General features: G+C 23.9%; 10 protein-coding genes. All 10 read right to left on the bottom strand.

Annotated elements, in window-relative coordinates:
• Positions 1-1,962, bottom strand: coding sequence for a hypothetical protein (locus AC0B4K_RS02890; protein ID WP_465103382.1), 1,962 nt, complete (start codon positions 1,960-1,962; stop codon positions 1-3).
• Positions 1,952-2,629 (bottom strand): hypothetical protein, encoded by a 678-nt coding sequence (locus AC0B4K_RS02885; RefSeq protein ID WP_465103381.1) that lies wholly within the window; start codon positions 2,627-2,629, stop codon positions 1,952-1,954. Before AC0B4K_RS02885 ends, AC0B4K_RS02890 begins: the two co-directional genes overlap by 11 nt.
• Positions 2,630-2,777: 148 nt before the next feature.
• Positions 2,778-5,132: a type IV secretory system conjugative DNA transfer family protein gene (locus tag AC0B4K_RS02880; RefSeq protein ID WP_465103380.1), complete on the bottom strand. Its 2,355-nt coding sequence runs from the start codon at positions 5,130-5,132 to the stop codon at positions 2,778-2,780.
• Entirely contained in the window at positions 5,101-6,390 is a 1,290-nt protein-coding gene (gene mobL / locus AC0B4K_RS02875) for a relaxase MobL (RefSeq protein ID WP_465103379.1), read from the bottom strand. Before mobL ends, AC0B4K_RS02880 begins: the two co-directional genes overlap by 32 nt.
• 338 nt (positions 6,391-6,728) lie before the next feature.
• Positions 6,729-7,592, bottom strand: a complete 864-nt coding sequence (locus tag AC0B4K_RS02870) for a hypothetical protein (protein ID WP_465103378.1) — start codon at positions 7,590-7,592, stop codon at positions 6,729-6,731.
• Positions 7,593-7,756: 164 nt separating this feature from the next.
• Positions 7,757-8,515, bottom strand: coding sequence for an ABC transporter transmembrane domain-containing protein (locus AC0B4K_RS02865; protein ID WP_465103734.1), 759 nt, complete (start codon positions 8,513-8,515; stop codon positions 7,757-7,759).
• A gap of 2 nt (positions 8,516-8,517) precedes the next feature.
• Entirely contained in the window at positions 8,518-10,284 is a 1,767-nt protein-coding gene (locus AC0B4K_RS02860) for an ABC transporter ATP-binding protein (protein WP_465103989.1), read from the bottom strand.
• Complete coding sequence (locus AC0B4K_RS02855) at positions 10,262-10,534, bottom strand: ArsR family transcriptional regulator (RefSeq protein WP_465101606.1); 273 nt, start codon at positions 10,532-10,534, stop codon at positions 10,262-10,264. The genes AC0B4K_RS02860 and AC0B4K_RS02855 overlap by 23 nt, the downstream gene beginning before the upstream one ends.
• Positions 10,535-10,629: 95 nt before the next feature.
• Complete coding sequence (locus tag AC0B4K_RS02850) at positions 10,630-14,382, bottom strand: AAA domain-containing protein (protein WP_465103733.1); 3,753 nt, start codon at positions 14,380-14,382, stop codon at positions 10,630-10,632.
• On the bottom strand, positions 14,382-14,735 hold the full coding sequence (locus AC0B4K_RS02845) for a PTS glucose transporter subunit IIB (protein WP_465103732.1): 354 nt from the start codon (positions 14,733-14,735) through the stop codon (positions 14,382-14,384). Before AC0B4K_RS02845 ends, AC0B4K_RS02850 begins: the two co-directional genes overlap by 1 nt.
• Between the last annotated feature and the right edge of the window lie 51 nt (positions 14,736-14,786).

Raw genomic sequence — 14,786 nt, 5'->3', positions numbered from 1 at the left:
TTAGATCCTCAATTCCATTTTAGTTTCTTTTTTATCGCAAAATTGTTTGACTAATTCATCAAATTGCTTGTTTGGCTTTTTTAAATTTTTTTGAATATATTCATCAGTAATAACCTCTAATGAAACTAAATTAATTTTATTTTCTTCACTATTTATTTTTACATAGTTATCTTCTTTAATGTTGTTTAATAATTCTAAATTTGTTGTCAAATCAGGTATATATTTTAAGTATTCAGTTTCAAGACCTTCTTCTTTACAATTATTGTGTAATTCAATGTATAAATCCTTAAATTTTTTAACATTAATTTCTTCTAAATAATCTTTAAATATTTTTTCACTCATTAATGTTTTTTTAAATTCAGCATAATTATTCTCGATAACAATATGCATTTTTTCTTTTTCACTTAATTCTTCTTGAGCATCATTCTCATCAAATTCAAATAACTTACTTTGTTTGTAATTAATTATTTTTTGCTCTTCATGAGTATTAATTTCTTCTTCAAATTGTGTTTGTTTTTGTTTTTCGAGTTTTTCATTTATATGAAATATCTTTTCATACATATCAAAAAATCTTTTATTTGTATTTTCGTCTAAATATTTAAATACATCTTCTTTAACATCATCTAAAAAAGCTTCACTTTTATTAAACGAGCTTTCAAAACCAACTTTTACTAAATATCTTTCAAACCCTCTTGCGAAAATTTCTTCATGGTTCGTTAAATAATCTTTTAAATTACCATGAGCAATATTTTTTATTTCTCCTTTTCTTTCTAATTCATTAAATTTATTGATATAAATTTTTTTTAATTCCTGAAATTCAGGATTTATCAACGAAAAAGGAAGTGTAATATTTTTTTCATATAATTTTTTACCAAGTTCATAGTCAATGTGATGTGCATATTCATGCATAAAACTTTGAATATGCGGAACATCATTATCTTTATGTTGATTTACATTTATTGTTATATTCTTAGCATGTGGAAAATAAACACCTTTAGCTTTTAAATTATCTGTTTTTCTAAATCTTAAAGTCAAATCTTTATTAAATTCCTCAAGTAAAAATGGTTTTATTTTTTTAAACTCTTTTGACAAATTATCAATAACTTCAAAATTAGAATTTGGATCTATTTCAAATTTCTTAAATATTTCTACAAAACTTGTTGACTTAGCTTTTTCTAAAGCTTTTAATGTCATGTTCTTTAAATCTTCATAAGATTTAGCTTTTTTATGATAATTTGTCTCAAATGATTTAATAGCATTTAAAAAATTAAATTTTTCATTAATATACAAAATACTTTTATTTCGTATTTCAATAATTTCACTATATCAGTCAGCTTGTGAATTTATTTCGTGTTCACTAGGAACTTTATCAATTACATTATTTTTCAATAACAATTCTTTAAATGTTTTAGATGAAAATGTAAGCATAGAGTTGGTATTAATTTTATGAATATCTCAAAAAACTTTGAATCTCATTGAGGTTCCTGTGTTATAGTACGTATGTGCTTTAAATATATATGATGGTTTATATACTTTTACATATTGGCCTTGTCCAAATTCAGCTTTATTAAATTTTTTATTATCCATATTTATATAAAGAAGATTATTTACTTCACTAAGACCTTTTACGTCAATTGGGTTATTATATGTGTTTTCATTTATTTTTTTTCAAACCATGTCTTTTTTCTCCAAACCAAGAGAATAACTTAGTATTTCAAGGATAATTTTCTCTTTTTGTTCTTTGCTTTCGCAAAATTCATCTAACAAAAGCCAAAAAACTGAATTAGTAAGATCTGAATAATTATGTTTTGAAAATTGTTCTTGTTCTTTGGTTCCTCATTTAGGTACATAAAAATTTAATTTTTCATTATATTTATCTTTTCTTTCCTTTTTAGCAAAATAATCTTTTAAAATTCTGTTTAGTATTTTTTCATTTTCAAAAAAGTTCATTTTAGTTTCCATCCGCTTCTAGATATTTAGCTAATTCATAAGAAGCAAGCAATAATTTATAATAATTTTCCTGTGTTTTTTCTACTTGTAAATGATGATATAAATTAAGAGTAATAATATTTATCTCTTTTTTGTTGTCTGTTGCTCATTCAATAAAATCGCTAAAATAAGAGCTTGTTACTCGTTGTGGCTTTCTGTTTTCTTTAACAGCCAGTTTGTTTTCTTCCTCTTGAAGTTTCTTTATTTCATTAATCATAGATTGCTTAATAGTTTCTTCTTTTGCTTCTTCTTCATCTAGATTATTTTCAATTAAATTTTTCATATATAAATCTTGTATTTCTTCATTAGGTTTTTCTTTAACTTCTTGTTTCTTTAGCTTTTTCTCCGCATTAAACTCTGGTCTATATAAAACATTACTTATTTCTATATAATCTTTTTCTATCTCTTTTTCTTTATTTATAAAATTTCCTTTCATTAATAACTCTATATCTTTTTCTGAATATCAAACTACATTGTCATAGCTTAATTCTACATATTTACCTTTTTTATTAACTAACTTAAGAGCAATTGAACTATAAATGCTCTCTAATCCTTTTTCTCTTAAGTCTTTATCTACTTTTTTAATTAGTTCATCATATAGATGAATGTTATTTTGCTTTAAAAATTCTTCTTTTTTCATTGATACTAGTCTCCTGTTCTTTCTATCTTTATAACTATCATTGTGTAAAGGAATTTTTTATTTAGTATTTGAACAATCTCGCTATCAAATTTACTAAATAAATATTACGAAATAAAACTAATCTTATTTTCTTTACTTTTCCCAGAATTTACATTTTTCCTCCTTTAGATTTCTTGTATTTTTTAATAACTTTATCATTGATAAATTCTTTTAATTCTTCCTTTGCTAATTCTTTAAAATCATCTTCTGAATTTTGATATTCTTTATAAAGATTGCTTATTCTTTGGAATTCATAATTTAAATTGTTTTTTTTCAAAATGTTTTTTATTTTGAAAAAGTTGCCATTATTTAAATATTCTTCAATTTCATTAATATTTAAATCTTTCTTTTGTTCACCAATATCATCATCTTCTTCATCATCTACGTCCTCTCTCATAGAAATTTGAGTAGTTTCAAATACATTTTGCCTAATCACTTTAAAGTCCTTATTATCATTTCTTAACTCCTTTTGATTCTTAATTTGCTCAAATCTCTTTTTAGCTTCAATTTCATTTAAGTTTTCTAATTGCATAATCTTATTTATTTCTTTTTGTATTAGGTTCTCTGTTAGGTTATTGCTTTCTTTTTTAAATCAACTATCAATATCAAAATGCTTAAATTGTAAGGAATTCTCATTATCATCAAATTTAAATTTATCATTAGAAAAATATTTATAAGTTAAATTTGTTTTGATATATAAAGGAGGTAATCCTTCAATAAAGACCAAAATATTTGAGGCGGCTTTTTTGCTTAATTCTTGTATTGAAATCAAGGGTTTTTCTTGATAAGAAATATTCTCACTTGTATTTTTTCCATTTTTTGAATATGAATATTTTTCAACTTGTTTAGTTCCTAGTTTATTAATGAAGTATTTTTTAGTATTTTCATCTGATGAATTTAAGAAATAAACAAATTGAAGATTAGAAAGAATGATATTATCAACTTCTCTATTTTCGTTAGTATTATATTTTTTAAGTTGATTTTTATCTTGTAACACTAAGCAAAATAAAATATTTCTAGAACGATTTATTGATAGTTTATTATCTAAATTAGGAATTTGGGGTAGGTTACCAAATTCTTCTAAAATAATCAATAATCTTCTTTCTAACCTTTCAAATCCTTTTTCTTCTAAATTTCTTTTTGCTTTATCAATAGCTCCTTGATAAAGTTCATCAATTAATAAACTTACTAATTTATGATTTGCAGTATTTTGATCTGCATAATGAATAAATACAACAAACTTTTGCTTTTCATTATTAAAAATATCGTAAATATTAAATCGCTCTGAATACGATGTTAAATTTTTAATAAATTCATCTTTTACAAACATATCTAATGATCTAAGTCCATTTTGAAGTTGAGACCCTAATGTAGCTTCTGCATTTGAAACCATACTTATATAATCTTTATAAATTGAATTTCATAATTCATTATCATTTTTATGTTTTTCCAAAATTTTATACAATGTTAAATTTTGATATTTGACGTTAAAATTAGAGGTAATATTTTGTGCAATATTAGTAAAATTAAAATCTTTTGCTTCAAAGTTATTTAAATAAAACTTCATTAACAAAAACGTTTTTGCAACTATTTCGATAAATTTTTTTCCTGAAGAATTTCAAAACTCATTAGCTTCGCCTCCTAATCCTCAATTAAGATTATCAATCAAAGCAATCAATCTTCTATATGCCTCAAAAAGCAAATCTAAATTTTGCTTTTTTTGTGCTTCTTCAACAATTTGAAAAACTGTTAACAAAGGATTTCAATTTAGACTTTTTTTAGTGTTTTCAAAGTCTATAACATAAATTTTGTATCCTTGCTCTTTTAGTCTTTTTCCTGTAAAAGTTATTATTTCTCTTTTAGGATCATTAATTATTAAATTTGGTCTATATTCTTCATCTAAATTAATGTTATATAAAATATTAGGTAACAAAATTCTTTGTGTTTTACCTGAACCAGTCCCTCCAATTATTAGTGAATTTTTGTCTATATCTTCATGCTGAATATTTAACCATTTCTTTTTATTCTTTTCAAATTTTAAAACTCATGAACTAGATTTGTTAAAACCATAAGAACAATGCTTTTTAAATAATGAATAATCTTTCTCCTTATTAATTTCATTTAAAAGCCAATTAGAATTATGATCTTGTTTTCTTCTTAATACTTTTCATAATTTTTTTATATTTTCTTTAAATAAAAAGAAAGCAAAAACAAAATTAAGTATTAAGTAAATAAAAGTAATTGGTGTTAAAAAATTTTTATTACCGTTTTGAAAATTATTTACAAAACTAAAATTTAAAATATTTCAAATCTTTAAATTTTTAAAATTTCCCTTTTGTATAATTAAAAATTCAAATAACCCAAATAAAATTCAAAAACTTAGTAAACATACAATAATAAAAGCAAATAATTTAAAAACAATTAAGACTTTACTATTCATAACTAATTCCTTTCATTTTTTCATATTCCTCAATTGATTTGGATTCGAAAAATTGATAAGCCAGCCGTTTTAAGTATTTAGTATCTTTATCATAATAAGCAAAATCTTTTTCAAACATTTTTTTAAAGCTATTCTTGTATGTGTTTTTTGTTGAATTTGTCTTTTTATCTAGTCATTCTGATCTTTCAAATTTCAAAATTTCTTTTAAAATAGCATTATTTATTTTTCTTTCAAATTCTTTTTCCTCTTTCAAAAGTCTCCTCATAAATTCCTCTTTTAAAATTTGAGAATCGATTTCTAATTTTTTATATTCATTTAATGTCTTGTAAAAATTGTTGTAAATCATAAAGAAACTATGATTATTTTTCATTAGTGTTTCTTTTATTTTTAAAATTATTTTTTGTGAATGTGGTGTTAAATGTGAATATCATTGATTATTATTTATTTGACATTCTTTTTTTATTTCATCAATTTCAGATTTAAATTCCTTTTTGACTTCTCTAGAATTTTCATTTTCAATTAATTCTTTTTTAAATTTGATTTTAATATTTCTTAAATTGTTATTTAATTTATTAATTTTTTCAATATCTTCATCAAAAGTAAACTTACTTAAAATATCTAATTTCAATTCTTCGAATTTTCTTCTAGTAATATTTTGTTGTATTCCAAATAACTTTCTATCTTTATTTCTTTTTAATTTAGTTTCTCAAAAACTAATATGAATATGTGGATTATTTGTGTTACCATGAATAGCATAATAGATTTCTAAGTTACTGATATCAAACCCAAGGCCACTTGATTTTAATCATTTAAATAAACAATCTTCAATTAATTTTTTCCAAGCATCTTCCCCTATCATTCCATTTTTTTGCATATCATCATTTGAACTAATCACCATATCATAAAATGGTGTTTTTAATTTAGCTGATGCTTCTTTTACTTCTTTAATATCGATATTCTTAAAATATTTTCCATTCTTAAAAGCATACAAGCCACTTGGCGGATTATCTAAATTCGCTTTTAAATATTCTCTGTATGTTTTTAAAATTTCATTTTTTTTTCTTTCGCCTAACAAAGTCAAATCACTTGTTAGCTCTTTTTCTTTTTCGGCATTTAGCTCACTCATTGCAACAGCTTTATCTTTTCTAATAAAGTAATCTACTCAAAAACCATTTTCAACTCAATCTTTATGATTTCTATAATTATTTAATCCAGTATAGTATCCTTTGTCATTTGTAATAAAATTAAAGCTTATATAAAGCTCTTTCTCTTTTTTTGTCAATTTGCCACCTTTCTAATTAAATTAATATATTAAGTTATTAATTTAATATTCTCACACATACTAAGGTCTATAGAAAAGAAAGCTATCACTTTCTTTGTATTTTACTTACATAAAATAAAGTTACATTTTTTGGCATTTTTTAAAAATCAAAAAAAAAATAGGAAATTTAAGAAAAAAACGTAACACTAAAAATCAGTTTCTTAAAAACCGTTCTTACAACCAATAAAACTAGATAAAATCAAAAATAAATAAAGGTTGTAAAAGTAAGTAATATTCCGGCTTATAACAATCAGTAAGCAAGAATATTACTTACTTTTACTTTTATCAACATAATCTATTTAACAAAATTGAATTCGATCTAATTTATCATAAAAAGTTCTAAATCTTTTAATTACAGACTTTTCGAATTTATATTTAACACAAAATACATCTTCATATTTTTTGTTAGCAAAAATAAACAAAATTTGAGTTATAGCTTTTTTAATTCTTGAAGCATTTTCATTTTTTTTACTTGAATTAAATAAGTTATTGCTAAGTATTTTTTCATCTGCTTTTTTTATTTTTATGGTTAAAGCTTTTTTCTTATTATTTTGCTTTTTCAATCATTTTAAAAGCATTACTTTCTTAGCAAATTCTCTTCCGAAAGCAAGTAAACAAAAAAGTAAATTGTCTTTAAATTTAACAACAAAACCTGGTTGATTTTTTTGGTTTAAAATTAAGTTAAATTTTTTTATTTTTATTTTTTTAAAATCAATTTCAATCAAGCCAAGTTCCTCAAATTTTTTAAGACTGTTTTCAACTGTTTGCCTTGGAATTCTAAATTGATTTTTCATAATTTTTTTAAACTCTAAAATTTCAATATTGTTTTTAATTGTTTTGAATCGTTTGCCTCTTTTCCAAAAAGCTTTTAACAAACAAAAAACTAAAAGATCACATTGACTTAATAATTTAAGTAAATTCTCATTAGTTTTAAGTTTAATATTTTCAAATTCTAAAAATTTAAAAATATTTTTAAAATCAAAATCTTTATAAACTTTGATATCAAAACCTTTAGTTCCTAAAGCCTCAACAACAGATTTGAGTATGTATTTTTGATTTCTAGTTTCTAAAGCTTCTATAATTCTTTCTGTTTTTAATTTTTGCTCCCATTCTTTAGAAGTCATAAAGATAATTTCTTCGAGATGATGTTTAATTACTGACATAATTTTGCTCCTTTATTTTTCAATTCATAAAAATTGTGGTATAATATATTTATCGAGATGATGTATATGCGGGTTTGCTCTTAGATCCCGCATATTTTTTTATCTCTTTTTTATTAATTGATATAAAAACACTGACTTTTTGAGTCAGTGTTTTTATCGTTTTATTACCACCCCTTTTTCTGCCGGGTCCGGTACTTTTCAATAATTTGGTTTGAATTATTAAAAATTTTAGTTGTGGCAAAGCTGCTAAGAGATTCCTCAACAAATGCTGTTACAATGGCATTTTGCTTTCTTTCATTTCCAAAAGCTTTTTTAGAATGTTTCATAATAAAATATGATGAAACAATAATTAATGCTAAGAAACAAAGCATAATTAAGGTTAATTGCCAACTTAAAGTTACCATCATAATAATTGAAACTGAAAGAGTTAAAATTGAATTTAGAATATTGGGAATTACGTCTCTAAAAAATCCTTTTAAAGTCTCAATATCGGACGTAAAGGCAACAATGATTGAGCCCTTCATTTCTTTATTGACATAATCCATTGGCAATTTTTGAATTTTATAGTAAAGTTGATCTTGAATCTTTTTAGTTGTTTTAAATGTAACCAAGTTTAAAAATCAAGTTCCAATGAATTTAAAGATAATTGCAAATAAGAAGAGTAATGCTGATAAAACAATTACTAAAGTAAAAAAATGTCAATCAAAAGTTTTTGGATCTCTAATAGCATTTTGGTCTAAATAATCTTTTAAAACAAGATCAACAATAACTTTACCAATAAAAATTTGGTTATAAAGCATTCCAATTGAAGCAACTAAAAATAGAAAGATCCCTAAGATTAAAATTAGCTTATTATTAGATCACAGAAGTTTAAAAATGCGCTTTACTAAATTTTTATCGTGTTTAATATATTTTGAATGCATAATTAAAAACTTTCTATAATTGAATTTTGGTATGAATAAATATCTTTATAAAACTTATTTAATTTTAGTAATTCATCATGATTACCAAAATTGCTAATCATTCCATCTTCTAATACTATAATGTTATCGCAATCTTTAATTGAACTAATTTTTTGCGAAATAATAACTTTCAGACAATTATCAATTTGATTAATTGTTTCTTTTATGCTTTGTTCTGTTTTAAAATCTAATGCACTAGTTGCATCATCCATTATTAATAAATCAGGATTTTTAATTAATGATCTGGCAATTGCTAGTCTTTGGCGTTGTCCACCTGAAAAATTTGAACCTTTTTGATTAACTAGAGTATTTAATTGTTCTGGACTATTAATTACAAAGTCATAAATTTGTGCTTTTTGTAAAACATCATAAATTTCTTCATCGCTTACATCATTCTTAATTGAGGTAAAATTTGATTTAATCGTCCCTGAGAATAAAATATTTTCTTGGAAAACAATTGATATTTTTTCACGCAATCTATCTAAATCATACTCTTTGATATTAATATCATTAATCAATATTTGGCCTTCAGTAACATCATAAAAGCGGGCTAATAGGTTAACTAGAGTACTTTTACCTTCGCCTGTTTTACCAATTATTCCTAATGAAGCATGCTTATCTAAAATAAAATTAATATTAGATAAAGTGCTTTCTTTATTTTGCTGGTATTTAAATGAAACATTTTTAAATTCAATTTTTTTGATTATAAAATCTTTAATAGGATTTGCCACATTTTTAATTTGAGTTTTGTGGTTTAATATTTCGCTGAGTCGTTTTGAACTAGGGATTGCTATAAAAATATTGTAGCTAATATTTAAAATTCCTAAAAATGAAGAAGTAATCATTCAAATATATGTTCCAAATAAAACAATATGCCCAACATCAATTTTATTATTTAAAAATAAATTAACACCAATAGTGGCTAATAAAATCAACGACATATAAATGACTGTCATAAATGAAGTTTCACCGAAAGAGTTAACTAAAACAATTTTTAAGTTAGATTTCATTAATTTTTGAGTATGATCTTGAATTTTTTTAGTTTCTAAATCTTCGGTAACATTAGCTTTAATTGTTTTTAGAGAATGCAAGTTTTCCTGTAATTTCTGGTTAAATTGATCATTGTATTTAAATAGTTTACGGATATTTTTACGTACAATATACATAATTGCAAACATAACAAAACAAATTGGAATTGAAATTAAGAAAACATATGATAATTGGGTTGATTCACTTAATGAAAAATATAAGGAACTTGAAAACATAAAGACCGAGCGGACAACAGATGTAACTCCTAACTGCAGAGTTCTTTCCATTGAACCAACATCATTACTTAACCGGTTTAAGATTGTTCCAACTGAAAAATGGTTTAAATCTTGTGGTGAAAAACTTTGAATTTGTTCAAATAATTTATTTTTAATATTTGCACTAAACTGTGTTTGATATTTAGATACTAAAACAACTTGGACAAATACTGAAATAAACAAAGTTGAAAAAATAAATAAAAATAAGTAACCTGCGTTTTGATAAATAGCTTGTTGTTTTGTTATTTGTCCTTCTCATTTATCTAGCGAAATAATATTAATAATGTTTTGCACATACCTTGGAGTCATAACTTCCAAAAAGATTTGAATACAAATAAGGGCTATTGTTACGAAAATTAAAAACCTAATGCCTTTAGTAAAATCTCAAATTTTAATTTTATTCTTAGTTTTCAACGTCGTGGCCATCTCTAATACACTCACATTCATAACTTCGCTCTAAATCAATTTGATAAATTGATTTAAGCAACGGTTTAAATTTTTTAACAAAAGTATCATTTAAATAATAATATGAATACAATCCTTTCCTGCTAGCTGAAATTATTTGAGCTTTTTTCAAATCATTTAAATGCTTAGAAATGTTAGATTGCTTTGCATTTAACACATTAACAATTGTCATCACATCACATTCATTTTCGTGACACGTAAATAAATGCATGATGATATTTTTTTTAATTTTTTTAGATAAAAAACCCAGGATATTTTCTAAATTTAGCGAATTATTTTCGTACATACAAATATCTTTCTCTTAGTTTAATTTTTCAATTCTTTTTCATTGTTAGCATTTTGATTTGGTTCATTTGAATTTATGATTAAATCAAGTTCTTTACGTAATTCATCTTCGTTGATTGGCTGATCATTTACTAAAGTTTTTTCATTTTCTATATTTGGTTTATTTAATATATCATCTTCAAATGCAAAATCATAATATTCAAAATCTTGGTTTTGAATGTCTGTGGTTTTTTCACTTGCTTGAATATCTTGATCAGCATCTTCTTTACAATCATCTTTATTTATTGAATCATTTATTTGAATTGCTGGATCTTGTTCATCTTGTTTTGGAGATTGATTATTTGAAATTTTTTGTTCAAGGCTTTGGACGTTTTTTTGTTGTATAACTTCATTCTTAATTTTAGTGTTTTCAACATGCTGGTTGATATTTTGAATATCAACTACTTTTTCTATTTCTTTATCAGATGTTTTTAACTGATTTGCAAAAGTTGAACTTTCTAATTGTTTTTCAACTTGTGCATTATTTTCATTTTTTAAAAAGTAGTCTAATTCACCTTTGTTCAAAATGTAGGTTAAACTTGGTTTTAGTTCTTTATTCTTTTCTTGATTTCCTTCATTGTTAAATCAATATTCTAATTCATTTTGTTGATGAATTCATGAAATAGGTGAGATTATGTGTACATCATATTTTTTGGATTTTAAGAAACGGAATTGGTCTCTAATATCCATATATGTTTCGTTGTTTAAGTTAGTAAAGGAATCAAAAATAATTGCCTTAAAAGGTTTTTGATTTTTGGTAATTAGTAAGTCTATTTTCAAAGAACCAACAATATAATTTTCAAATATTTCATATTGATTTTGGTTGGATATACATTTATTAATACTATTTTTTACTAATTCAATAAATCATTTAGAATTTTCTAAATTACTAATAGTTTTTTGTTTATTAGCTTTTAAATCAAATAATTGTAAATCATCAACTGGATCATCATTTTGATTTAGGGAGTCATAAACATCTTGTTTACGTTGGATACTGGTTTTTTCTAAAAATTGCAACCATTTTTTGAAGATTTCTAAATCTTCAGAATAATTCTCAGGTAATTTAATATCAGATGCTTTAACTGTTTTAACAACAATCATTTTATCTTTTGCGCGAGTTATCGCTACATTTAAAGTATTTTTACCACTGTTTGGCTTACAAATTGATGTTGAAGAAAACCTTGTAAATTTATCATATGATACAGTAGTAATAACTAAGTCAGCTTCATGGCCTTGGATATTTTCAACATTACGAATCATAATTTTATTTTCAGTAATATCATCATAAAGCTCTGGGTATTTATTAAGCAATAAATTGTTAATATAATCACTTTGTTGTATATTAAAAGCTAAAATAATGATTTTATTATATTTTTTTAAATTTGCTTTTAAGACTTCGATAACTTTTAAAGCTTCAACTTCATTTTTTTGGTCTTTTCATTGCCCTTCTACTTGATATACTTCAATTGCATCATTGATATTATCATCGTTTATATCAATCACATCTAATTGGGAGTTATAAAAATGTTTTGATGAAAAAGACATTAGTTCAGAATAATTTGAACGGTAATTTTTATCTAATAAAATTTTAGTGATATTTAGAGATGAAGCATAGTCTAATATTGATTCTACTTTTCCAAAAATACTATCATCAGTACTGCGACGACCAAACCAATTACTTGGGCTCATTTGTTTTGGATCTCCTGCTAAAATTTTAGTTTTCGCTAAATATAAAATTGGTAGTCCCTTTTCGATAAAAATTTGACTAGATTCATCTAAGATTGCATAGTCAATTTCGCCTTTAGTTCAATGTGCTAAATCAGTGTCAGGAGTAACTACAATAATTGGATAAATTACTTTTAGCAATTTAGCAAATTTTTTCATGAATTTTTGCGGTTCTAGGTTTTTAATGCGTACATGCTGTGCAAATTCCTGATATTCTTTGCTATCATTTTCATCTAATTTAGTAAGGCGGTTGTAGATTCGTTCTAAAATAATTTTATGTAAGATCTTTTGGTCTCAAATAAATTGTTGATATTTTAAATTTTTAGTTAATTCAATAATTTCATTTAGTTTATTAATGGTTTCTTTATCCAGAGAATTTTGTGGTAATTCATTAAAAAAAGTGATTAAATCTGAAAAACTTCCATCAAATTTCGGTATATGCGATTCGATATTTTCAGCAACAATTTTAAGCTTGCGATATTTTGGTAAAAAGGTTAATCATTTGATTTTGTTTTCTTTTTTCAAAATTTCAAGAATTTGACCGTGGGAATATTCATATTCAGGGTATAAAATATCATTTGGTAAATTAATTAACATTTCAACATCGCTTATATAATTTGGATCTTGCTTATGTTTTGCTAAGTAATAATAAGCCCTTAGGAGTGATTGAATGTGTTTATTTGTTAAAATATCATTTATTAAATAAATGTATTTTTGTTCTTGTTGACTAATAATGGGTGTTCGTTCACTTGGATTAATTGGATCTTTAAAATTTTCCAATAATTGAAGGTATTTAATGATTGGTTCATAAAACTTATTTTTATTGATATTTTTAGATTTTAAAGCAAAAAGGCAAAATGATTGCAAAATACCCATTCTTTCTTTAATAACATCTAAGGCAGCCTTTTTTTGCGAAGCAACTATAGCAGTTTTGTTATAAATTAAAATATTAGTGATTAAATTAACTATGGTTTGTGATTTACCTGTCCCTGGGGGACCTCAAATAATCGTATCTTGATTTAAAGATGAAACAATTGCTTTGTCTTGCGATAAGTTTGAAGGTGTAATTTTAAAAATTGTGTAGTTAGGATTATTTATTGTTTTGGTGATTGTTTCTTGGTAAATATTTTTATTAAAACTAACTTTTAAAATTTCATCAAATTCTTGCTTTTCAATGATTTCTTTCATTCTTGCACGTGAGTAACCACCCAATGGTTCAAAAATACCAATAATGGCACCGGGGTGAAACATTAAACTTTCATTTTGAATTTCGCTTTCACCCATATTTTCGAATGATCCAAATACTTCTTCTGGCAATGTAAATAAATTTTCCCAATCTTTTTGTAAGATTGTAATTAATGCAGTCATTGAATTAATATTTAAATTTTTGTCAAGGTGCAAGGCGATATCTTTACTTTGAAAAAAGAATAGTAGTTTTTCATTAACTTTAATATCACCTTCACTTGTTAAAAATGGTTTTCCATTTTTAATATTAATAGTAACTTCTTTAAAGAATAATGGTGCATAAATTACTTTATCTTCAATTCTCAAACTTATAAATAAGAATCCAATATGTAATGGTCAAACATTAGTTTCTTCCAAATATTCATGGGCCTTAACTGATAATTGCTTTAAGGTAGTAACTTGACTATGAATCTTGCTTTGAATAATATTAAGAATATTTTTCTTAATTTCATTAAAATGAGTTTTAGCATTTAAAAAGCGTTCAAACTTTAATTTACGGATATTTTTGCTTTTAACTATATAAGTAAGTTCATCTAATGAATTTGATAATTCAATTTCTTTTTTTAAAGCTAATAAAGCCCCATCTAGTAATGAAATATTAAATGTTTCATTGTTTATAATTGCTTGGTATTGTTCATGGTCAATAAGATCTTTAAGATCTAAATAATCTTTGCGATTATTTCGGGTAAAAATTGCAGGATCTCCAGGTTCAACATCAAGCAAATTATTTAAAATAGTTGTATATTTAATGTCAATTGTATTCATTATACTCCTTTACTATTTTGTAATGCATCAAATGTTGCTTTGGTATATACACCTAAAATTATTGAAATTAAATTACTTTTCACAAATAGTCCACTAACTCCCTTAAGGTTTTTGATTTTTTCTAAGTTCACTAATGAAATATCTTTAATTTCTAATTCAATTCGTGAAGGTTTATATTGTTTAATAATGTAATTATTTATGCCTAAAGCTTCGATTAATTTTGTTATTTCAAAAGGAGGATTATTCACTTGGTAAATAGTATTTTTTTCATGTTTTACTTTTTTTCACTTTAAAAGTATTAAACCAAATGTAACAATAATTAAAATAATTCTTTTCCATTTATTATTTATCATATTTAATATGATACTAGAAAATACAGAAATTTAAAACATAATGTTGATATA

The sequence above is a fragment of the Mycoplasma sp. 11548 genome, assembly GCF_055523555.1.
The sequence above is the reverse complement of the archived record's forward strand: the minus strand, read 5'-3'. Positions and strand labels throughout refer to the sequence as shown.